Below are 23,758 nucleotides of genomic sequence, written 5' to 3' on the forward strand. Positions count from 1 at the left end.
CCGGCATATTGCCGCGATCAGAGCGCTTGATGTTACAGCTTAACAAGCTTATTCTTCTGCAAACAACGCTTGCTCTTCCGCAAACTCCGCTTCCAGATCGCTGGCGGAAGCCGGAGCTACTGACGTTGTCAGATTGCTGGATTCGCGGATCTTCTGCTCAATTGCATTCGCAATCTCCGGATGCTCCTTCAAGAATTGCTTCGCGTTCTCACGGCCTTGTCCTAGACGTTCGCCGGCATACGAATACCAAGCACCGCTCTTATCCACGATATCCAGTTCCGTTCCGATATCGAGAATGCTGCCTTCCTTAGAAATACCTTCTCCGTACATAATGTCGATTTCAGCCTGTTTAAAAGGAGGCGCAACCTTGTTCTTTACAACCTTAATCCGTGTCCGGTTACCGACCATATCGTTACCCATCTTGATCGTCTCAACGCGGCGTACATCCAAACGAATCGTTGAATAGAATTTCAGCGCACGACCCCCTGGCGTTGTCTCCGGGTTCCCGAACATGACGCCAACTTTCTCACGCAGCTGGTTGATGAAGATCGCAATCGTCTTCGACTTGCTGATGGCCCCCGACAGCTTCCGCAGTGCTTGAGACATCAGGCGAGCTTGCAAGCCAACGTGCGAGTCCCCCATTTCGCCTTCGATTTCCGCTTTAGGCACCAATGCCGCAACGGAGTCGATAACGATAATGTCCACTGCACCGCTTCGCACGAGCGCTTCAGCGATCTCCAAGGCTTGTTCCCCTGTATCCGGCTGGGACAGCAGGAGTTCATCAATGTTGACACCCAGCTTGCTGGCATAGGAAGGATCCAGCGCATGCTCTGCGTCGATGAAGGCAGCTTGTCCACCGATCTTCTGAACTTCAGCGATCGCGTGCAGCGCTACCGTCGTTTTACCAGAAGACTCCGGCCCGTATACTTCAATAATCCGTCCGCGTGGAAGTCCACCTGTACCAAGGGCAATATCCAGAGCAATCGATCCGCTTGGAACGATCTCAACCTGCATGTGCGTCGATTCTCCAAGCTTCATAATCGAACCTTTACCGAATTGCTTTTCTATTTGGCGAAGCGCCATCTCCAGCGCTGCTTTACGATCTGACAATCAGCTCACATCCTTAAATGTTATATAAATCATTAATTACTTCTTAAAATTACTGAATTCAGTATACTTCGGCTCTGTCGTAACTGCTTTCGTATATCATTGTACCTTGTTTTGGAATGTTTGCCAAGCGTTTTTTCGAACATACATTCGCAAAATTTCTCCGCCTCACAAACTGAGGATTTCTCCCCTCCCTGTCTCCCGTTTGCCGTAAAGGAAGGCATGAATAGGGTCCAATACGTAAGAATCCGTAAACCGGACAGGACAGGTACGCTGTAACTGAGGTAATCTTTAGACGTGCTCTATACTCTATTGTGCGGTGATTTATCATATGACCTTGAGTACGGTTAGCTTGCACTACTTGCTTGCTGCGGGTAACTATGGATTTGTGCTCTGGGTGGTGTGGTGACACAGTACATATTGAGTTGGTTTGTATAGTAATATTTGGTGCGCCCATCTCAATGAAATTTCATATATAATTTCGTTGAAATCGGCTGAAATCGCGTATTATGCTCGATTTTTCATCTATATTTGCTCATTTCAACTCCATCGTACCGGATTATAATCGATTTTTCATACAGATCATGTAGATTTGGCCTCATGAAGCACAATTATATAAAATTTTCGAATAGATTCCCTGTTCCCACCAATCCGACGCACCATAACTAAACTAGCAAAGCGACAATCAACTCAACCGGTTCATACTCCCCTATTTCCAATGCCCCCTTCCAACGTTACTCTCCCAACAAAAAAAGAACCGCAGCACAACTCAATCCGTTTGCTACGGTTCTTCCGTATCTTGATTATATGTCATATTCTTCCAAAACACAAGAGTTGCAAAGCAACGAACGAACATTGGAACATTGAGCCCGCTCGTATTGCAAAGCACTCCTGCCCTTCCCCTGATTGATCGGGATAATGCGTAAAAATAAGCCACTATACACTAAGCTGCTGTACAGTGAAAAGCCCACCTTATCTTCCCTGCAAGACCCGCCACAATTGGTAGAACAGCGACTTCACAGCGCGCAGTCGAATGATCTCACGGTTGCCCTTGAGGTTCAGTTCGAAGACGGCAGTATCCGCACCCTCGCGCGCAATCGCAACATACACGAGCCCCACAGGCTTGCGCTCAGAATGAGCAGGCCCTGCCACGCCGGTGATCGACAGCCCAATGTCGGTGCCTACAGTCAGGCGCACCTGCTCCGCCAGGAACTTGGCCGTTTCCGAGCTGACTGCGCCTGGCGCATTTTCACCTTCAAGCAGGTCATGCGGCACGTTGAGCAACTTCTCCTTCATCGCATTGGAGTAGCATACGATCCCGCCCGTAAACACGGCTGAACTGCCGGGCAATGCGGTGAACATCTCCATGAGTAGGCCGCCGGTGCAGCTTTCGGCTGCGCTCAACGTAAGACCGCGCGAAGCCATTAAATCGAGGATCGTCTTCTCGATAGGCTCATCCACGTTCGCGTACAAATGCTCCGGCAGCCGCGAGGCAATCTCACGCTCCATGGCATCCAGCTTCACCGCCGCTTCCTGCTCGTTTGCCGCTTTAGTGGAGATGCGAATCGTAACTTCGCCTTCCTTCGCATAGGGCGCCACCGTAGGATCACTTTGCGCCTGAATCAGGTCGAGCAGTTTGGTCTCCAAGGCAGACTCGCCAACCCCCGCAAACTTCAGCATTCGCGAAAAAATCGGCATCTCGCTGGTCAGCACATGCTTCAAAATCCAAGGCTTCGCCTGATGCTCGAACATCGGCTTCATTTCCTTTGGCGGACCAGGCAATACGATATAGAACTTGCCGTTCAACGCAATCGCATTGCCCACCGCCAGACCAGTTTCATTCGGAAGCGGCGTGCCCCCTTCAATGGCGAGCGCCTGACGGCGATTGTTCTCCGTCATTGGGACACCGCGGTCTTGGAAGAATCGCTCGATATTCGCCATCGCTTCCGGGTCGATGTATAGCGTCCGACCGAGTACCTCAGCCAGCGCCTCCTTCGTAAGATCGTCCTGGGTTGGACCCAGCCCGCCGGTTAGGATCAGCACATCCGCCCGCCCCGATGCCGTCTTTACCGCCTCGGCCAGTCGATTCATATTATCGCCAACCACCGTTTGGAAATAAACATCGAGCCCAAGCGCGGCTAACTCCTGAGACAAGTACTGTGCATTTGTATTGACGATTTGACCAAGCAGCAGCTCCGTCCCTACCGCAATAATTTCCGCTTTCATTTTCGCATGCCTCCTTCAGTGTTCTGCCTTAACTCCCAAAATCCATTTATACTTTGGAAAAAGAAAGCACGCTCTTATTCTTCACGAAATAATCAATCCCTGAATACAACGTGATGATTGCCGCCAGCCAAATCGCGATATCATCAAACGGGATCGATAACCATTCAAACGGAAAATTGTTCAATAGCAACGCCGAAATCGCGATGATCTGCGTGATGGTCTTCGCCTTGCCCCACTTGCTGGCCGCAATGACGGAGCCTTCCAGAAGCGCAACTTCGCGCAAGCCGGTCACCGCAAACTCACGGGCGATAATGATAACTGCAATCCAGGCATCGCATTTGCCCAAGGCCACAAGACCAATCAGCACCGTTCCTACCAACAGCTTATCTGCAAGCGGATCAAGCAGTTTACCTAAATTGGTGACCAGATTATATTTACGAGCGATGTAACCATCAATTCCGTCCGTGCTGGCAGCGATAATAAACAGCACTGCCGCTATCAGTTGGTTTACCGGCAACGAGTACTCGCCAAGCGTCAGCTCATAGGCGAGCCATCCGGCATCCAACAGCAAGAAGACCAGCATCACCGGAATCATGAAAATACGAGCTAATGTGATACGGTTGGGCAAATTCACAGGACAGCCTCCCCGGACAAATCATAATCAAAAGCATGCGTAATTCGCACTTTGGTCAGTTCTCCTAGCCCGACCGGGCAATTCGTGACGTAAACTTCGCCATCGATTTCCGGAGCGTCATATTGCGAGCGGCCGACGTAAACGTCGCTACGCCCGTCATAACGTTCGATCAGCACGTCCAGAACCTGACCGATGTACTTACTGCTGTTGGCGTTTGCAACCTCCCGCTGAATCTCCATCAGCGTATTCGCCCGCCATTCTTTGACCTCTTCATCCACTTGATCCGGCAAACGTGATGCCGGCGTATCCTCTTCCTTGGAATAGGTAAATACACCAAGGCGGTCGAACTTGATCTCGCGCACAAACTCACATAACCGCTCAAAATCTTCATCCGTTTCCCCTGGAAACCCAACGATCAAAGACGTACGTAAAGAAACGTTCGGTATCCGCGCACGAATCTTTGCAACCAGCTCGCGGATGTCGCGATTCCGGCCAGGCCGACGCATCCGTTTCAAGATGGAGTCTTCGCTGTGTTGTAGCGGCATATCCACGTATTTGCAGATTTTCGGATTGGTCGCCATCATCTCAATCAGCTCGTCCGTAAAGAAGCCGGGATAAGCATAATGCAACCGCACCCACTCCACGCCTTCCACCTGAGTGACGCGATCCATCAGCTCTGCCAACTTAAACTCGCCATACAAGTCGGTACCGTAATTGGTAGAATCCTGCGCAATCAGGCTGATTTCCTTAACGCCCTGGGCCGCCATGCTGCGGACTTCCTCCAAAATCGATTCCATGGAACGGCTGCGGAACTTCCCGCGCATGATCGGAATGCTGCAGAACGTACAGTTGTTATCGCAGCCCTCAGCGATCTTCACGTAGGTCGTGTAGCGGGCTGTAGACAGCTTGCGCGGCAACGCTTGTTCATAATTAAAGACAGGGTTGCCGACCAGCGCCGGCTTCTTGCCTTTCAGCGCTTCGTCAACGATCCGATTGATTTGGTGAAAATCTCCCGTCCCCACAATACCGTCGATCTCCGGCATTTCCTCCATTAAAGCCTGCTTATATCGCTGCGTCAAACACCCGGAAACGATCAGTGCTTTCAATCTTCCGCTTTCCTTCAAATCGGCCAGCTCAAGAATCGTATTTACCGATTCTTCCTTCGCCGCATCGATAAATCCGCAGGTGTTGACGATAATGACGGTTGCATCCTCGCGATTATCCACCAAGGAATAGCCGCGCTGCTCAATTAGACCCGACATGATTTCCGAGTCCACCAAATTTTTCTCGCAGCCCAATGTCACGATTTTTACCTTTTCTGTCATGAACCATTTCCCCCATCGTTGAAAGCCAAAATTCCCGTCAAACTTAAGGATTAAACAACCTCTACAAGTATAATATTCCGGGACCAATGCTGTCAAAAATATGAAAAGGGCCTGCCGCAGCTAGATATTCCCTGCAGGAGACCCTTGTGCACTATTTAAAATTGGTGAACTGCAAATCCACCGACAAGTCGGCTTTACGCAGCATCTGAATAATCTCTTGTAAATCGTCACGGCTCTTGCCTGTTACGCGAATTTGATCACCTTGAATTTGGCTTTTGACCTTCAACTTGGAATCGCGAATCAGCACATTAATTTTCTTGGCATTTTCCTGGTCGATCCCTTGCTTCAATTTAATTCGCTGACGCACGGTGCCCATGGAAGCCGGTTCCACTTTGCCGTAATCCAAGTTCTTGATCGGCAACCCGCGCTTAATCATTTTCGATTGCAGGATGTCGATGACCGCTCCCAGCTTGTATTCATCGTCAGAAACGATAACCAGTTCGTCTTTCTCCAGCTTCAGCTCGCTCTTGCTACCTTTGAAATCGAAGCGGTTTGCAATTTCCCGTTCCGTTTGGTCGATTGCGTTGGTCAATTCCTGCATGTCCATTTTTGAAACGATGTCGAAAGAATTTTCCGAAGCCATAAGTCACATTCCTTTCTCGGTTTCCAATCTTTACATAATTAAATTATATGTAAAAAAAATCGCAAAGTCGAGCCATTCGTCGCCGCCATTACCATACTGCCGAATAAAGCCAAAAAAGCGCTGCTTGACCTGATGGTCCTCACCGCGCTTTTGATTAAGCGAATAAGCGATCAGCTTGTGGCCAGCCTCGCTTATTCGTTGCCTTCTGTGGTTGAATTGTCTCTACCCATACCGGCGTCTTCCGTTCCGGTATCCCCTGTGGTACCGCCGCCTGTTCCGTCATCAAGGTTCAATAGGAACTTGGACGTCGTCTTTCCATCCTCAATTGTTTGTCCGGCGACCGTGATCACGGTTTGAGAGGAATTACCCGATTTGACGAATAACCCTTCCGGTCCGATATCATAGGTTAATACGTCGCCTTCTTTAGTGTTGTCATAAAACAACTTCTCACCCTTAGAGTTGCCTTTGCGTACTTCAACCCAACTTTTTCCGCTAGCTGTAATCACGACTTGCACAGGCCCCGTCCCAGGGTTTTGAATCTTGAACTTCGTAGTGCTACCTTCCGTTCCGTCCGGTACGATCGTCACCGCCTGATTATCGGTATCATTCGTCGGGGATTCGTCTCCCGCGTTCCCGGTATTCGTATCGGTACCCTGATTTGATCCCGATTCCGCACTATTGTTTGTCCCATTCTGGGCGCCATTGTTCCCGCCTACGGCATCGCCACTGGCTGTATTACCGGTTTTGTTGCCATTTTGGTTGGTCCCCTGAGTGACCGGCGTAGGATCCGGCTCCTTATTGTTATCCGCTTGATCGTTATTATTTCCCCATACTGTGAAATACAGATAGATAACAATCAAAATCAGCACAGTAAACGACCACATCAGCGTCGTGGACAGCCATTTCGAGTTGCGCTCGTTGTGCTGCCGGCTGCGGCGCTTTTGAATCACCGGTTCCATCGTAGGTTCCGGAGCTGTAGAAGGCACGTTTTGCCGATGTTCGGCAAGCAGTTCGTCCGCGTCCAAGCCGACGGTCTCCGCATACGTTTTAATAAAAGCCCGAACATAGAAGCTACCAGGCAGAACCTTATAATCCCCCATTTCGATGGCTTCCAAATATCGTTTGCGAATCTTCGTCATTTCCTGTACGTCATCCAGCGACAAACCTCTGGCAAGGCGGGCTTCTCTTAACTGCTGGCCCAAATCCGACACGACCATCACCTCCTGCTTATGATTTCTTTATGCGGCTCATCGTTTAGAGATCGTCCGTATAAATTGTCGTGAACGTATCGTAAACGATTTGCTCATCAGGATTGTTACGCAATTCAATAATTATGTCAAAATTGTCATAACTATATTCAGACTCTTTCACGAACACATCCGGGTGTTCGATAACTTTCGTGGAAGGCATGGACATCAACTCTTGCAAGAGCTGATGATGCTTTTCATTGGAACGAAGAGTACTTATGATACCGTCAATAATAAATACATTCCTAGGGTCCATTTCATTCTCTGACAATTGGCTGCGTACCGTTTGCCGCAAGAGCGTTGAAGATACAAACGTCCATCGTTTCATCGCGCAGACGCTTCCGGCGATAATCGATTCCGTCTTCCCCACACGAGGCATCCCTCGTAGTCCGATCACCTGATGGCCATCCCGTTTCATGATTTCGCCTAGAAAATCAACCAAGATCCCCAGCTCATCCCGCGTAAATCGGAACGTCTTGCGATCATCGGAATCCCGATCGATATAGCGTCCATGACGGACGGCGAGCAAATCGACTAGACGCGGATTCCGCAAAGCGGTGACCGTAATACTGTCCACCTTGTTCAATAACTGACTGACTTGTTCGATTTTTCCGTCATCATTGGTCTCGAGCAGCAGCCCGCGCGTCTTGCCTTCCACGCCGTTAATCGTTAAGATGTTGATCTCCAACATCCCTAACATGGAGGCGATATCCCCCAAAAGTCCTGGGCGATTTTTATGTATTTTATATTCTAAGTACCATTGCTTCTCATCCATCCCAGACACCTTCTCCATATCCTCTTGCTCTTTCGACAAAATAGTTCTTAATTCCTGCTAATTCGCAGAAAACAATTTATAAAGAACAAATCTTCCCATTCCTGATAACAGATGTTCATATGTGTTTTATGATATATAAAATAAAATTGAAAGGCAAGCGGGCGGAGAAAATGGGGGAAAAGCTCCCGAAGCGGGAGCTTTTCCAAAGATCGAACTATGCGTTTTTCTTGGCCAACTTCACCATCAGACGAGCGATGGTCTTCCGCTCTTCTTCCGTACCCACATCCCAAATTTCTTTGAGCGCGCGGTTGGATTCGTTTTGCGGATCCACTTTGTCGTCCAGAAAACCGCCGATTTCGTATGCGAGGTTGGTGATTTCCTCTTCGCTGAAGCCGGCATTTTCCGCATGCTTGACGCGATCACCCAGGAATTTCTTCCATGTATCAAAATTTTTGAGTACTGTTGACATGATAAATCCTCCTTCGCTTGGCGATTTAAAATCAACAGTCGTAATATGCGAAAATCCCGGGGAATTTATGCGCGCGCCGAGCTCCAACACTTAATCCAAAACCTGTGAAAACATCGGACTCAGGTAATCCAGCCGCCGTTGGGGCTGATGATTTGCCCGGTGATATAACCGGATTCCGGCAGCGCCAAAAAATAAACTAATGAGGAGATCTCCTGCGGTGAACCCAGCCGTCCTATAGGAATATCCTCCTCCAACTGCCGCAACTCCTCCGCATCAAACCGCTCCATCATCTCGGTCTTCACCGCTCCTGGAGCGACGGCATTCACCGTAACACCGGAGGGGGCCAGTTCCTTGGCCAGCGCTTTGGTAAATGCATTAACTCCGCCTTTGGCTGCCGAATAGGCAACCTCACAAGAGCCACCCGTGATTCCCCAAACGGAAGAAACGTTGATAATACGCCCGAAGCGTTGGCTGATCATATGCGGCATAAACAGCTGGCTGCAGAGAAACACACTTTTCAAATTGACGTTCATAATGTCGTCCCATTCGTCTTCGGTCACATCGGACAAGAGTGCATAATGCGAGATGCCCGCGTTGTTGACCAATATGTCGGGATACAACCCGTAATTTTCGAGCCGTTCCTTCATCCGCAGGATCTGCTCCTTGCTGCGCAGGTCTGCCGCGACCGTGTACGCCTTGGCTCCGAGCTCCAAGCATTTGCGGGCGACCTCATTGGCCGCTTCGTGAGATTTCATATAATGAATGACCACGTTCATGCCCACCGAAGCGAACCGCAGCGCCACCTCGGCGCCGATCCCCCGGCTTGCTCCAGTGATGAGGACGGTCATGTCCGCGATATTTTTTCCTATCCCATGATTGGTCTGCATTTACGGGCTCACCACAATCGAGACGGCAAGCTGCTCCCAATCGATATGCTCGCGCAGCCGCGCGTTAATCTCTTCCAAGGTCAGCGATTCATAAATCGGAAGGACCGTAAACAGATCGCCGCCGCGGAATTTGTAACGGGTGAATTCGTGAGCGATGTTCTCCGGCGAGTTCAACATGCGCAAGTATCCGCCGATCTTCTTCTTGCGCGCCCGTTCAAAATCTTCCTGACGGAATCCGGAAGCGAGCACCGCCTCAGTTTCCTCCTTAATTACAGCCAGCATCCGGTCTGGATCCTTCGTATCCCCGCCGATCGCCGAAAACGCGTAATTCGGGTTGCTGTTGTATTCATGTCCAAAGCTGTCAGAGATCAGGTCGAGATCATACAGCTTTTGGTACAGCTTCGTGCTGGCCCCAAACAGCAGATCCAGTGCCAGCTTCGTAGCCAGATCTCGGCGCAGCAATTCCTCGCCGGTAAAGCCGAGGCGCGTCTCTTTAAAGCCGAATAAGCATTTTGGCTGCGACACCGGCAGGCGGGATTCCCGCCGTTTCTCCGACACTCCACGCGGCTCCGGATCAAACAACCGCTCGATGGATCCTTGCGGTTTGTATTCCTTTTTCGCTTGATTATCCCGGACCAGCTTGAAGACTTCCTCCGGATCTACCCCGCCAACGACGAACAACAGCATGTTGCTCGGATGGTAAAACGCATTGTAGCACGTATACAACGTTTCCTTGGTAATGGTGCCAATCGATTCTACGGTGCCGGCGATGTCGATGTGAACCGGATGCACCTTATACATCGCTTCGATCAGGCCAAAATAGACCCGCCAATCCGGGTTATCCCGATACATGCCGATCTCTTGGCCGATAATGCCTTTTTCCTTCTCGACGTTCTGGTCGGTAAAGTAAGGATGCTGTACGAAATTAATCAGCGTCTCCAAGTTGGCCGCAATCTTCTCCGTTGCCGAGAACAGGTAGACCGTCTGGTCGAAGCTGGTAAACGCATTCGCGGAAGCGCCTTGGGAAGCAAAGGTGGCAAAAATATCGCCTTCAGGCTCCTCAAACATTTTATGCTCCAGAAAATGGGCAATACCATCTGGAACCGAAATGTCGTCTTGCCCTTCTACCCGGAAATGGTTATCGATTGAGCCGTATTTGGTCGCGAACGTGGCGTACGTTTTCTGGAAGCCCGGTTTTGGGAGTACATACACCTGCAAACCGTTGTCCATCGTTTCGCGATACAGCGTTTCCTGCAAAGCGTCATAACGTATCGTTTCCATCCGCCTACCCCTCCTTCTGGCCTGTCAAAAAGTATATCGTATCAAGCTGGACGGTTTCCGCGGCCGCTACAACATCTTTAGGTTGAACCTGCTCGACTTGATGAAGCAGTTCCTCCGCCGACCGGTCTTTACCAGACAGAACGCGGTTGAAGTCATAGGCGATCATATCAAAAGCGGAATCCTGCATCTCCAGCAAGCTGTTGCGGATCATCGCCTTCGTCTGACTCATCTCCAGCTCGCTGATTTCTCCAGCACGCATGCTGTCCAGCTGCGCTTCGATAATGCGAAGGGCTTTCTCATAATTGGCAATTTCAATGCCGGATTGAATGCTGACGATGCCTTTATGCCCGTCGTAACGAGAGGCGGCATAGTATGCCAAGCTTTCTTTTTCCCGTACATTGAGGAACAGCTTAGAGTGTGGATAGCTGCCCAGAATGCCGTTATAGAGCAGCAAGGAAGCATAGCGATCGTCTCCATAAGTGATCGGTGTACGAAGACCTAAATTCAATTTGCCCTGATTGACGTCGAGCACTTCTTTTACGGTCCGAACTTCCTTCCCTCGAAGATCCACCTGCTCCGGCTTATATGCTGGAGTGGTTGAACGATTCAAGCTAAAATGCTTGGCAACCAGCTCCTCCACCTCGGCCAGCGTCGTGTCGCCCACCACATATAAATCCAGGTGCGCTTGCTGCAGCCAGCTTTGGTAGGAGGCGTATAAGGATTCGGGCGTTATGCCGTCCAGTTCGCTCCGTTCACCCAATGGATGGAGGCGGTACGGATCGTCCTTAAACATCTCTTCTGTACAGCGTTCAGCCGCATAGCGAATTTTATCGTTAATGATCCCTTCCAGCTTCTTACGAACGGACTCCCGTTCGGAGTTCACATAGGCGGTGCGGAACACCCCGTTCTCCTTCGCCGGCTTGGTTACGACTTCCCCTAGAAAAGCAAAGCTTTGTCCCAAGAGGGAATCGTTGCTTTTGACAAAAGAATCATTAATCGTGTCCATACGGAACTGGACCATTTGGTAATTGCCGCGTTTATATACATCAAAGCCGAAGCCCGCTCCGTACATATGCTCCAGCTGCTCGCGGAACTGCGTCGTTTCCGGATATGATTCCGTACCCCGGCGCAGTACGAACGGAGTAAGGGCCGTTGCGGTAACCGTTTGCTCTTGCAACGGCAGTCCCGCATATAGAGAAATGGCAAAAGTTTTGAATCGGTTGGTCGGCAGGACATGCAGACGAATATGGCCTACGGTGCCGCGCTCAAATCGCGTTTTGTTCAAAGCCAAAACTCCTTTACAAGAAAGTCAGTTCCATTCTATACCAATTCAAAGGAAAGAAGCAACCTGACGACAAGCGGCTGCTCCTTCGAAACTTAGCTATTTACATGCAGAAAATATGCTCTCCGATCGTCTTCACCTGCGGACGCGACCAGATCCATTTCGATGTCGCCGTTTTTGGGTTAAAGTAATACAAGCAACCGCCGGTTGGATCCCAGCCGTTTAGCGCTTGCTGCACAGCTTTACGTGCCTGTTCGTTTGGCTCCAGCCAGATTTGACCGTCGGCAACGGCTGTAAATGCGCCTGGCTGAAATATCACGCCGGATACGGTGTTAGGGAAGCTCGGCGACTTCACCCGGTTCAAAATAACCGCAGCTACGGCAACCTGCCCTTCGAAGGGTTCCCCCCGTGCCTCTCCGTATACCGCATTCGCCATAATTTTTAAATCGTTCTCCGACAGCCCCATAGTGTTAGAGGCGGATAGATCTTCGGATTCGGCTTTGACGCTGCCGCCGCCACTGGACTTATTGGCCGCACCGTCTTGGGACTTCTTGCTTCCGCCGGTATTCGCGTACTCCATGCCTGGCTTCCAGTTTTTTGTGGCATTGTACAGCTTCAGTTTCGTTTTGGGACCTGCGAGTCCGTCAACCTTCATGCCAAATTCCGACTGAAACCATTTAAGCGCCTCGAGGGTTTTGGGTCCAAAATAACTGTCCAGCTTCCCATGATAAAAACCGAGATAAGCGAGCCGTCCTTGCAGCTCATACACGTCCTTCCCGAAAGCTCCATAATCGATAACCTGTTCACTGAACGCGGGCTGCGCTTTATAAGTATTGACTTTGCCCTCGGTAAGCGTATGCCGGAGCACGTCGGCCCCGTATCCGATTCCGAACAAGAGCAGCACTAAACCGGAGGCAAACCAGATCTTTGCTTTCTTCATACGTTTAGCTCTACCTCTCTTCTTAGAAGTTGTTCTACAAGGATGGGTAACTTTAGTATGACAACCGTTGTCCCTTCCTATGCACCCATAAGGTTCGAGCTAGACGAATTAAAGAAAAGGGAAGGCCCCTTCGATTCTACAGAATCAAGAAGAGATCCTTCCCATTTTATATTGATCGATGGACATTAACACTTCCCGCGGTTTGCTGCCTTCATATGGCCCAACAATTCCTCGCGCCTCCATGGAGTCAATCAGACGCGCAGCACGAGTATACCCAACCCGCATCCGTCGTTGCAGCAAGGAAACAGAGGCTTGCTTGGCTTCCAGTACGATTTGGACGGCTTGATCAAAGAGCTCGTCCTGTACTTCTTCGGTTTCCTGTACTTCTTCATCCACTTCAGGTACCAGGCTTTCGTCGTATTCGGCTTGGCCTTGCCCCCGCACATAGTTTACAATCGCCTCGACCTCCTGGTCGCTCATAAACGCGCCCTGCACCCGGATCGGCTTAGACGCGCCCATCGGCATATAGAGCATGTCCCCGCGGCCTAGAAGCTTCTCGGCACCAGCCATATCCAGAATCGTTCGGGAATCGACCTGAGACGATACGCCAAACGCGATCCGTGACGGGATGTTGGCTTTGATTACGCCGGTGATGACGTCTACCGAAGGCCGCTGCGTCGCGATGATCAGATGGATCCCCGCCGCCCGGGCCATCTGCGCCAAACGAGCGATGGCATCCTCGACATCGCTGGCTGCAACCATCATGAGGTCCGCTAACTCGTCGACAATCACCACGATATACGGCAACACCGCCTCAGGTTGGTCCGCCATCATTTGGTTGTAGCCTTCAATATTCCGCGCTCCCGATTTGGAGAATAACTCATATCGTTTCTCCATCTCCACCACGATCTTCTTCAGCGCTAGTGAAGCGCGCCGCGGATCGGTCACAACCGGAGTGAGCAGATGCGGAATACCGTTATACACATTAAGTTCGACCATTTTCGGATCGACCATCATAAATTTCACTTCATCCGGCTTCGCTTTGAACAGAATGCTGGTGATAATGCCGTTAATGCACACCGACTTCCCGGAGCCGGTAGCCCCGGCCACCAGCAAGTGAGGCATCTTCGCCAGATTGCCCACGATCGTTTGACCGGAAATATCTCGCCCAAACGCTATGCTTAGCTTAGACTCCGCCTCCATAAACGTTGGCGTCTCCATCACCTCACGCATCGTCACCAGCGAAACCTCGTTGTTCGGCACCTCGATACCAATCGCAGATTTCCCTGGAATCGGTGCTTCCATCCGGATATCCTTCGCTGCCAGAGCCAAGGCGATATCGTCCGTTAAGTTAACAATTCGGCTGACCTTCACACCGATATCCGGCTGAATTTCGTAACGGGTTACCGCAGGTCCGCGTACGACCTCCAACACCCGGGCCCGTACGCCAAAGCTTTCGAGCGTAGCTTCCAGCTTCCGCGCGGTTTGCATATAATCCGCTTGATCACCGGACTTCCCTGCCCCAGCCGGTTTCGACAGAAGCCGGAACGAAGGCAGCTTGTACGGCTTCGGAGCGGGCTTAGGCGCAGGCGGCGGTGCCGCAGCTTGTCCGTCGCCCTCAGCCTCACCAGCCCCCTCAAGCATATCGGCTGCAGGATTCCCAAGCCCGGATTTATCATTATCCCCGGAGATATCCCCTCCTACTGGATCAAGTACATCCTGTGCTGTTTCCTCGAATGGGACGCTAGGAGAGAGAGCGCTATGCAGCCCAGGCTCGTCCTCATCGGGTTCCTCATCTTGATGGAAGCTTTCCTGCTGAATGTGGTCGAAGAAATCACGGATAATCGGCCCTGTGTCACTGCCAGCGAATCCATCTGACTTCCTAGACTCGTCCTCATCCCTGCCGATATAGTTGACTTCATTCCAGTTGATTCCTGCATCCACCGATTGCTCAGCAGACTCCGCGACCGCAGGCTTCTCATCTTCGATGGGCGCTGCTTCCACTGGTTCATCAGATCTTCCCTTGAAGTTCAGCAGCTGGAAAAATACCGGCTTCTTACCGCTTGCAGTTGGCACCGCTTCTTCATCGAGAGAAGATTCTTCATCCTCCGAATCATCATAAGTGGTAACCACAGGCTCTGTCTTCTTCACCGCTCGTTTAGCTTTGTTCCGCACGGGGATCGGACGAAGCATGCGCATTTTTTTTCCGAAGTTTTCGGCCAGCACGGCCAATCGGGAATTCAGCATTCGGAATAAATCCACATACGATAATCCGGTCACCAGCATGAAGCTAATCGCCAACAGTACGATCATAATCAGCTTCGCACCGGCCATGCCAAACAAAGAATAAAGCAAAGCAAATTCAAGTGCACCAACATAGCCGCCGCTAATATCCAGGCCCAGCAGGCTGATGCCGGCATCGCTCACCGCAGGCTGGAACAACGCTGTTTGCAGATCGCGGTGAATCTGGCCCAGCACATTACCTGTAGATAAAGGCACGGCTGGCGCCAGCTTATGCTGCATGGCCGAAATGGTGCTCATCAGCGTCAGCGCTAACACTGCCAGCAGCACACCGCTGCGGCGAGCGTTCCAGCGATTCGGCCATTTCCGGTTGATCATGACAGCTAGTCCTATGTAAATGCCAATTAAGGGGATCACAAAATAAAATTTGCCGAGGATCAACGCAGCCATTTTCGATAGCGTCCTTCCTACGGCAGCCTCCCCGCTCAAGGCGATAATCGATAAAGTGATTAGGATGATTCCGTATATTTCGTATTTCAGTATGCTGCCGATCGCAGCTTTCCTCTTCTTCCGTTTCCGTGGCAAAACGAAAACACCCCCTAGATGAATATTATACCATATTCACCGAGGGGGGCCTAGAAAAGATGCCGTCGCCGGCATAGATTCTCACTTTAATAACGTGGGGTAAAATGTAATTTGCCGCCCGGGCGCCAGATCGGGGTTCAAATAATCCTCCAGTCGGCAGCGCAGCAGCCGTACGATGGTCGCCCGATTGCCCTCCTCCATCCGCACCTGCATCAGCACGCCGTTCAGTTCGATTTCACCGTACGCCGCCTGGTTTTCGGCATTCTCCCAATAAGCCTCCTCCGGCAAGATCGTATAATGCGTCATTGGGTTATCCCTCCTGCTTGCTTCGCTTGTCGCTTCGATTCAATCATCGAATTCAGCTTGGCTAATCCATCCCCAATCCCGCCGATGGCATCAATTAGCCCGTACTTCACTGCATCGCTGCCGCCAACTGCTGTACCGATATCCCGGTTTAATTCCCCCGTCTTAAACATCAGCTCCTTGAACTTCTCCTCGGATATCTTCGAATGGGTTGTTACAAAACGCACGACCCTTTCTTGCATCTTCTCAATATACTCAAAAGTCTGAGGAACTCCGATCACTAGCCCGGTCATGCGAATCGGATGGATGGTCATCGTGGCGCTTTCGGCGATCAAGGAATAATCGGAGGCCACAGCAATCGGAACACCGATGCTATGTCCCCCGCCGATAACAACCGTGACGGTAGGCTTGGACAGGGAAGATATCATCTCTGCAATGGCAAGCCCAGCCTCCACATCGCCGCCTACGGTATTTAATATAATTAACAGTCCTTCAATCCGCGGATTCTGTTCCGCTGCCACTAATTGAGGAATAACATGTTCATATTTCGTTGTCTTATTTTGCGGCGGAAGCACTAAATGCCCTTCGATCTGACCAATGATCGTTAAGCAATACACATTCGATTCACCGGGAGTAGGCACCGCCGTTTGCCCGAGCTGCTGAATCATTTCTGGAACTGTGGCTTCTTTTTTCTCCGGTTCGGTCGTTGGCGGAAGTTCAGATTCACTGCGAACGCTTGATTTGCTTAGGTTCTTATCCATGATTAAGCCTTCCTTTCGGTGTCGGCAATCCGACGAAGTCTCGTTGCTCTATGCAGCCCTTAGTATGCCGACAACCTTCTTCAATCTATGCAAGAGAGACCTCAAATCAGGAACCTCACGCCATATCGCATGAAAACGACAAAAAGCCCCTTTCCTGCGGAAACCGTCCATAATAACCGGCAGGAAAGGGGCGACTGTGTGCTTAAGTTGGTTAATTCATCATTATACTTCCATGATGATCGGCAAAATCATCGGTCTACGGCGCGTTTGCTCATACAAGAATCGGCCAAGGGCATCCTTCACGTTGGTTTTCAACGAAGCCCATTCGTTTACGTTCTCGCTCATCAGCTTCTCCAGTGTACTGGAGACAATACGGTTCGCTTCTTCCAGCAAGCCTTCCGATTCACGTACATAAACGAAGCCGCGGGAGATAATATCCGGTCCGGATACGATCGTTCCGTCTTGCTTGCTCAGCGTGACAACCACAACCAGGATCCCATCTTGGGATAACAGTTTGCGGTCGCGCAATACGATATTGCCGACATCGCCTACGCCAAGACCGTCGATGAGCACATTACCAGCTGGAACTTTCCCAGCTTTGCGAGCTACACCGTTCTGAATCTCAATCGTATCCCCGATATCAATCAGGAAGATATTGTCTGGATCAATACCAACCGACTCCCCAAGCAAAGCATGCTTCCGCAGCATACGATATTCCCCGTGGATCGGAATAAAATATTTCGGCCGCATCAGGTTCAGCATGAGCTTCAGCTCTTCCTGGCTGCCGTGACCCGAAACGTGAACACCGGAATTCGATCCGCTGTAAATGACTTCTGCTCCGAGGCGGAACAATTCATCAATCGTCCGGCCTACGTACTTCTCATTACCCGGTACCGGTGTTGCCGCGATGATAACCGTGTCGCCTGGAAGAATATCAACCTTGCGATGCGTCGAGCGAGCCATCCGCGTCAAGGCGGACATCGGTTCACCTTGGCTACCAGTGCACAAAATGACAACGCGATCTGCAGCCATCTTGTTAACTTCTTCCGGCTCAATGATGATTCCGTCCGGTACGTTCAGATACCCTAACTCTTCCGCGATTGTCACCACGTTCACCATACTGCGGCCAATGATGGTCAGCTTCCGGTTCGTTGCGTGTGCCGCATCGATGACTTGCTGAATCCGATGAACATTGGAAGCGAAGGTTGCTACAACTACGCGTTGCTTCGCTTTATGGAAAATATCGCTAAGTACGATGCCAACATTCTTCTCCGATGGCGTAAAGCCCGCTCTCTCCGCATTAGTACTGTCAGATAACAGCGCTAGCACGCCATTCTTCCCGATTTCGCCCATTCGGTGCAAATCCGCATATTGATCATTGACTGGGGTATGATCAAATTTGAAGTCACCGGTATGAACGACATTCCCTTCCGGAGTTTCGATGCATACACCCACCGAATCCGGAATACTATGATTCGTCCGGAAGAATGAAGCTTTCATCGTTGTTCCAAGCTCAATCACGGAATCGGCATTGATCAATACGCGTTTCGTTTCGCCGAGCAGTCCCGCTTCCTTCAGTTTGTTCTCAACCAGACCTAAAGTTAATTTCGTCCCGTAAACCGGAACGTTCAAGTTCTTCAGCACGTAAGGCAAACCGCCGATATGGTCTTCATGGCCGTGCGTCAATACGATGCCTCTTACTTTATCGCGGTTCTCCGTCAAGTAAGTGATATCGGGAATGACGATGTCGATGCCGAGCATGTCCTCTTCCGGAAACTTAAGTCCGGAGTCGATGACAACAATGTCATTGGCATATTGAACGACATACATGTTCTTCCCAATCTCTGCGACGCCGCCCAATGCGAAAATCGTCAATTTCTCATTATTTATTTTTTTAGACAAGTGAATCTAACCCTCCTATTATTATGGACGTCGTATCGAAAATCCCTATGGAAATAGCTCCAAACGCTACATCTAAATTCCAAAGCCTGTAAATTGCAGGAATAAACAATCGCCTTGATCAAGACGAACTCGCCGTTTCTCAAAGTCATATCAAATGGTTGTTCAATCAAGTTCTAGTAAAATCCACAGCTTCATCCATACCAAGCGGTCTGGTAAAACGTTCTCCGTACTCGCTTACACTGGCAGAAGCCAACTTCTTGAACAAGCCATTTAATTCATAATTCACCGCACCCAGTCACTTGAACTCATTATACATGATTAAATTGGCAAAAAACAAGTCAGCGCTTTTCCCTACGTCTAACCTTACCTTGTGCCACGACAAAAAAACCGATGCCTGCAAATCAGGCATCGGTTTCTGGGAATACAGCACATATCTGGTTATTCAAAGATAGACAGCCGCTATTTGAGGAAGCTGCGAATCCGCTGCGCTTCTTGTTCACTTGGCGGCACCAGCGGCAAACGAACCGTTCCTACTGGATGGCCGGTTTCATTTAATGCATACTTCACGGCTACTGGATTCGGGCATTCAAACAACACCTTAAATAACGGCAGAAGCTCGCGATGCAACTGGCTTGCCCGCTCTACGTTCCCATTAAAGAATTGTGCAACCATTTCTTTGATGGAGCGGCCTGCGACATGGCTGGCCACGCTAATGACACCGTAAGCTCCGACCGCCATCGCTGGAAGTGCCGAGGCATCATCACCCGAATAAACCTTAAAATGCTCCGGCGCCTGGGCAACGATCATAGCAACCTGATCCAGAGGCGCGCATTCCTTGGTCCCCACGATATTTGGGATTTGCGCCAGCCGCAGCGTCGTTTCCACGCTCAAGCTGACAACTGTACGGCTAGGCACGTTGTACACGATAACCGGCAGGCTGGTTACAGCCGCAATCGCTTCGAAATGGCGGAAAAGGCCTTCCTGATTCGGCTTATTATAATACGGAGCGACCAGCAAAATCCCGTCTACTCCGCATTTTTCAGCTTCACGCGTCAAATGAACGGAATGAGCAGTATCATTGCTTCCTGTGCCAGCAATAATTTTGCAGCGTCCGGCTGCATGTTTTACCGCGAAGGCAAACAGCTCAAGCTTTTCTTCATCCGTTAGTGTAGGGGACTCCCCCGTCGTTCCGCTTACGACCAAACTGTCAGATTGCTGCTCCTCCACCAAATAGTCGATCAGGCTTGCGGTTTGGTCCCAGTCAATTTTTCCTTGATCATTAAAAGGCGTTACCATGGCTGTAATCATTCTTCCGAAATCAATCACGCCATATCCTCCTCCCGTCTCCCGCTTCGCTTATTTATTGCCGTCTTCTCAGTATGCCTTCAATTTCCTTAAGCGATGAATTCACATGCTTGGTTAGCGGCCCAGTTCGAACTTCGCATGCAACGCTCGTAGCGCCTGCACCATATCGTCCTTCCGCACCAAAACCCAAATCGTAGTATTCGAATCAGCCGATTGCAAAATCTGAATGCCCTGCTCGGTCAGAGCCTCAACGATCTTGGCCATAATTCCAGGTACGCCGTTAATGCCGCCGCCGATGACGGACACCTTGGCGCATCCCGTGCATATTTGCGGTGAAAGGTCCAGCGATCTCAACACCGCTTCTGCCTTCGCCGAATCTTTATCAAAGACCGTATAAACGACACCGGTTGGGGTCACATTAATAAAATCAACACTAATGTCGTTCTCTGCCATGGATTTAAAAACTTGCAGCTGTAGATGATGCGGGCCGTTGCCAACGGATTCCACCCGGATTTGCGTCACGTTCGCCACATAGGCAATCCCAGTCACGTAACGATCCACAATCCCCAGTTGTACGTCCTTAAAACCTTCGGGGTTAGCAACCAATGTTCCTTCCCCTTGCGAAAAAGTCGAGCGAACCCGTACCGGAATTCCTGCTTGCATCGCAATTTCTACAGCGCGGGGATGAATAACTTTAGCCCCTTGATGCGCCATGTTGCAGATTTCTGCGTAGCTGACGTATTCCAGCGGCTTCGCATCCTCGACAATCCGGGGATCCGCAGTTAAGATCCCGTTCACATCGGTATAAATATCAACCATTTCGGCGTGTAACGCAGCCCCTAACGCCGTAGCCGAGGTATCGCTACCTCCACGCCCCAGCGTTGTGAAGTCGCCGTCTTGATTTTGACCTTGAAACCCTGTCACAATCACGACATCCTTCTGCTGCAGTTCTTCCAGCACCCGTGTCGGAACGATATCCAGAATTCTCGCATTGCCAAACTGGCTGTCCGTTCGGAATCCAGCTTGAGCTCCAGTCAAGACGACCGAAGAGATGTGCTGCTCAGCTAGCAAGCTGCACAGCTTGGCTGCGGAAATAATTTCGCCGCAAGCCATCAGTAAATCTTGTTCGCGAGGGGGTAAATAGCAATCCCCTTCAGACACCAAATCAAGCAAGGTGTCCGTTGCGTAAGGATCCCCTTTTCGGCCCATAGCCGAAACCACCACGACGAGCCGGAAACCGTTATCCAGTTCCCGGCGTACGTGTGAGATGACATGCTCTCTCGCTTCTTTCGTCGAAAGAGACGTGCCACCGAATTTTTGCACCAAAATGCGCATGGATATTCCTCCAGTTAATAAGTGCGGAGTAAAGCGATGACTTCATTCCGTTAGTAATAGCAAGATTAACGAACCCAGAGCTTCGAAAACATACCCCTTCGCCGCAATGATCTCCGCGATGGTATACGGCATTCCATGCTGCGCCTTTGAGCAATTTGTTCCGATACTTCCCACCTATATTGAGTCCGTCCTGTAAAGATCACGGCGTGAAACAACCCGAACGGTGCTTCATACATGGTATGCCGGCTGCGCAACGTTATCCATGAAAACGTTCGATAATTAACGGTTGCAGCTGTTTGCCTTCAAGCGCGGCATAGCATGTTTCAGGAATCAGTTCCATATTTGCTACGAGCGAATTCGGTTTGCCGGTCGGATTGTCTTGACCAAACGGAACGAAATATACGTTCTTGGCCACAATTAATTTCGCGATATTTGCCAAATTAAAACCTAAACCGTCATTCGTCGACACCGCGATGACAAGCGGTCGCCCGTTTCTCAGCTGGGCTTTAGCGGCCATCAATACGGGACTATCCGTTATCGCATTCGCCAGTTTGCTCGTCGTCGTTCCCGTGCAAGGAGCGATAACCAACACGTCCAGCAGCTTGCTTGGACCCAGCGGTTCGGCTTCGACAATTGAAGAAATAATATCATTCCCGGTAATATCTTTCAACTGTTTGCGCCAATCCTCCGATTTACCGAAACGGGTGTCGGTCGTCAGTACCGACTGGGATATGATCGGCACAACCTTCGCCCCTCCGTCAATAAATCGTTGGATCTGTGGCATTACCTCAGCAAACGTACAATGCGAGCCCGTAATGGCGTAACCTACCGTTTTACCCTGCCAATTCACTGTTCATCCCCCCGTGATTGATACTCATCCATAATCGACTGACAAATCGTGTTCGCCATAATAATTCCAGCCGATTTGGGAGCGACGATTCCGGGGAGGCCAGGGGCTAAAATCGCCTTCACTCCGCGCTTCTCAGCGAAACGGAAATCCGTTCCACCAGGCGCCGAAGCCAGGTCGATAATCACCGCCGTACGGGGCAGTTTCGAGATGATTTGCGCTGTGACTATCATAGTCGGAATTGTGTTAAAAATCAAGTCAACATCCCCTGTGTTGGCGGCCAAATCCCTTGTCACAAAAGGCTTCCAGCCCATTTGCACCGCCCTGGCCACATCAGCTTCACGACGTACCCCTACCCTCACATTCGCTCCCAAACCTTGCAGCGTTCTTGCCAGCGTAAACCCTGTCCTCCCGATCCCAAGTACGATACAGTTCGAACCGTGAATCGTGATGTCCGTGTTCTGAATCGCCATCATTACTGCGCCTTCCGCCGTTGGAATCGAGTTATAAATGGCGACGTCATCACGTTCGAGCACCTCGATGATCCGGAAGCCGTGCTCCTCGCCCATTTGCTTTAGGAAGCTCTTGGCAATACCGGTATAGACCAGCGTGCTTGTTCGGACGGAGGCAAACCATTCCCGTTTAATGACCAGTTGTTCTGTAGAGAACGGCGCCGGGACGACACCGTGATCATCGCAACCGATTACCGGAAGGATGATTACGTCCGCGCCGGCCAGCAAGCCGGGGCTTAACGTCTCCTGCGAGACTCCTTTAAGGGGTGTTTCCCATCGGTCGAATCCAACAACCCGTACTGTAGCATCCAGCTCGACACATTTGTTGATGACCTCCACCTGCCGGGCATCCCCACCGAGGAATACAATTGTGATTCCGGTCAGCATTCTTAGACGGCACTCCTTCCAAGCAACACAGTATAGACCATCTTATGCCGCGGCCTACGAAGTGGTGAAAGTCTAGAATGCGTTGCGAAGCTGACGATGTGTATATCGTCATAGCAAACCTTTCCAGCAATTTTATAGGATACATTCCATATTATTGCAGCCGCTGCAGTCTTTTGAACAAGCTAGGAAAACGATCCGAGGTATTTGTGAATCGATGGATGGCATAAGGAGCAACGTAAGAAGTTACGGGATACTATCAGATCGATGGGATAGGGAAGTGGAGTTAGGGTTGATGTTCTTGTGAGCGTCATGCGGATGCACCGTCGTTTCTACTGCAGCGCTGTAAAGCGGCTTAAAGGCAGAGGGCCTGCTTGAATCTAGAGCTGCCGTTATACTGGACTTTGGAAGGACCGATGGTCATTCGCTCGACGCCGCTGTTTCAGGGGGGCGATCTTTTATTCGAGTTAGAGCGAGCTAAACCTTAGACGAGCTGTCCGAGCTGACCAATGTAGTGCCAACTGAAAATGAACATTGGTTAAAAATTATGGGATGCTCTTAAGATACAGGAGATGAAGATTCAGCACGCGGCTGTACACTTACGAAACAATACTGGGGGAACTCGGTGGTTATAAAAAGTGTGGACGGTCTTTCTTGCCACGGACCTCAGCAAAATTCGGAGACCTTTAAACACGTCATGTGAGCCACTTACGAACGCAAAGAAAGAAAATAAGGGTAAAAAAGTTCGCTATTTCCGGTCAAACCGA

20 protein-coding genes are annotated in these 23,758 nt (G+C 50.4%); all 20 read right to left on the reverse strand.

Features of this window, described 5'->3' with window-relative positions; all coding sequences use genetic code 11:
- Positions 1 to 48 precede the first annotated feature (48 nt).
- A complete protein-coding gene (recA, locus tag M891_RS0112830; protein ID WP_016312377.1) occupies positions 49 to 1,110 on the reverse strand; it encodes a recombinase RecA in 1,062 nt (353 codons plus the stop codon).
- 969 nt (positions 1,111 to 2,079) lie between these two features.
- A complete protein-coding gene (locus tag M891_RS0112835; protein ID WP_028539124.1) occupies positions 2,080 to 3,333 on the reverse strand; it encodes a competence/damage-inducible protein A in 1,254 nt (417 codons plus the stop codon).
- A gap of 46 nt (positions 3,334 to 3,379) precedes the next feature.
- On the reverse strand, positions 3,380 to 3,967 hold the full coding sequence (gene pgsA / locus M891_RS0112840; RefSeq protein ID WP_028539125.1) for a CDP-diacylglycerol--glycerol-3-phosphate 3-phosphatidyltransferase: 588 nt from the start codon (positions 3,965 to 3,967) through the stop codon (positions 3,380 to 3,382).
- Positions 3,964 to 5,292, reverse strand: coding sequence for a 30S ribosomal protein S12 methylthiotransferase RimO (rimO, locus tag M891_RS0112845; protein ID WP_016312380.1), 1,329 nt, complete (start codon positions 5,290 to 5,292; stop codon positions 3,964 to 3,966). Before rimO ends, pgsA begins: the two co-directional genes overlap by 4 nt.
- Positions 5,293 to 5,443: 151 nt before the next feature.
- The gene (locus M891_RS0112850) at positions 5,444 to 5,935 is read right to left on the reverse strand and encodes a YajQ family cyclic di-GMP-binding protein (RefSeq protein WP_009223078.1); all 492 of its coding nucleotides are present in this window, start codon (positions 5,933 to 5,935) and stop codon (positions 5,444 to 5,446) included.
- A 191-nt stretch (positions 5,936 to 6,126) separates the two neighbouring features.
- Positions 6,127 to 7,146, reverse strand: a complete 1,020-nt coding sequence (locus tag M891_RS0112855) for a helix-turn-helix domain-containing protein (protein WP_028539126.1) — start codon at positions 7,144 to 7,146, stop codon at positions 6,127 to 6,129.
- A gap of 43 nt (positions 7,147 to 7,189) precedes the next feature.
- A complete protein-coding gene (locus M891_RS0112860) occupies positions 7,190 to 7,957 on the reverse strand; it encodes a DUF3388 domain-containing protein (RefSeq protein ID WP_016312382.1) in 768 nt (255 codons plus the stop codon).
- A gap of 214 nt (positions 7,958 to 8,171) precedes the next feature.
- Complete coding sequence (locus M891_RS0112865) at positions 8,172 to 8,426, reverse strand: DUF3243 domain-containing protein (RefSeq protein WP_016312383.1); 255 nt, start codon at positions 8,424 to 8,426, stop codon at positions 8,172 to 8,174.
- 119 nt (positions 8,427 to 8,545) lie between these two features.
- Positions 8,546 to 9,313, reverse strand: a complete 768-nt coding sequence (ymfI, locus tag M891_RS0112870; protein WP_028539127.1) for an elongation factor P 5-aminopentanone reductase — start codon at positions 9,311 to 9,313, stop codon at positions 8,546 to 8,548.
- On the reverse strand, positions 9,314 to 10,594 hold the full coding sequence (gene yfmH / locus M891_RS0112875; RefSeq protein WP_028539128.1) for an EF-P 5-aminopentanol modification-associated protein YfmH: 1,281 nt from the start codon (positions 10,592 to 10,594) through the stop codon (positions 9,314 to 9,316).
- 4 nt (positions 10,595 to 10,598) lie between these two features.
- On the reverse strand, positions 10,599 to 11,879 hold the full coding sequence (gene yfmF, locus M891_RS0112880) for an EF-P 5-aminopentanol modification-associated protein YfmF (RefSeq protein ID WP_028539129.1): 1,281 nt from the start codon (positions 11,877 to 11,879) through the stop codon (positions 10,599 to 10,601).
- Positions 11,880 to 11,979: 100 nt separating this feature from the next.
- Positions 11,980 to 12,816 carry a spore cortex-lytic enzyme gene (gene sleB / locus M891_RS0112885; protein ID WP_028539130.1) on the reverse strand — a complete coding sequence of 279 codons (837 nt, stop codon included), beginning with the start codon at positions 12,814 to 12,816 and terminating at the stop codon, positions 11,980 to 11,982.
- 144 nt (positions 12,817 to 12,960) lie between these two features.
- Positions 12,961 to 15,642, reverse strand: a complete 2,682-nt coding sequence (locus M891_RS0112890) for an FtsK/SpoIIIE family DNA translocase (RefSeq protein WP_028539131.1) — start codon at positions 15,640 to 15,642, stop codon at positions 12,961 to 12,963.
- Positions 15,643 to 15,723: 81 nt separating this feature from the next.
- Positions 15,724 to 15,948, reverse strand: coding sequence for a YlzJ-like family protein (locus tag M891_RS0112895; RefSeq protein WP_016312389.1), 225 nt, complete (start codon positions 15,946 to 15,948; stop codon positions 15,724 to 15,726).
- Positions 15,945 to 16,706, reverse strand: coding sequence for a ClpP family protease (locus M891_RS0112900; protein ID WP_028539132.1), 762 nt, complete (start codon positions 16,704 to 16,706; stop codon positions 15,945 to 15,947). The genes M891_RS0112895 and M891_RS0112900 overlap by 4 nt, the downstream gene beginning before the upstream one ends.
- 222 nt (positions 16,707 to 16,928) lie before the next feature.
- Positions 16,929 to 18,608 carry a ribonuclease J gene (locus M891_RS0112905; RefSeq protein ID WP_028539133.1) on the reverse strand — a complete coding sequence of 560 codons (1,680 nt, stop codon included), beginning with the start codon at positions 18,606 to 18,608 and terminating at the stop codon, positions 16,929 to 16,931.
- Positions 18,609 to 19,067: 459 nt separating this feature from the next.
- Entirely contained in the window at positions 19,068 to 19,934 is an 867-nt protein-coding gene (gene dapA / locus M891_RS0112910; protein ID WP_016312391.1) for a 4-hydroxy-tetrahydrodipicolinate synthase, read from the reverse strand.
- Positions 19,935 to 20,027: 93 nt separating this feature from the next.
- Positions 20,028 to 21,248, reverse strand: a complete 1,221-nt coding sequence (dapG, locus tag M891_RS0112915) for an aspartate kinase (RefSeq protein ID WP_016312392.1) — start codon at positions 21,246 to 21,248, stop codon at positions 20,028 to 20,030.
- 256 nt (positions 21,249 to 21,504) lie between these two features.
- Positions 21,505 to 22,098, reverse strand: coding sequence for a dipicolinate synthase subunit B (locus M891_RS0112925; RefSeq protein WP_028539134.1), 594 nt, complete (start codon positions 22,096 to 22,098; stop codon positions 21,505 to 21,507).
- A complete protein-coding gene (gene dpsA, locus M891_RS0112930) occupies positions 22,095 to 22,994 on the reverse strand; it encodes a dipicolinate synthase subunit DpsA (protein ID WP_028539135.1) in 900 nt (299 codons plus the stop codon). The genes M891_RS0112925 and dpsA overlap by 4 nt, the downstream gene beginning before the upstream one ends.
- Between the last annotated feature and the right edge of the window lie 764 nt (positions 22,995 to 23,758).

It is taken from the genome of Paenibacillus sp. J14 (genome assembly GCF_000518465.1).
In the GTDB taxonomy this organism is placed as follows: Bacteria; Bacillota; Bacilli; order Paenibacillales; family Paenibacillaceae; genus Fontibacillus; species Fontibacillus barengoltzii.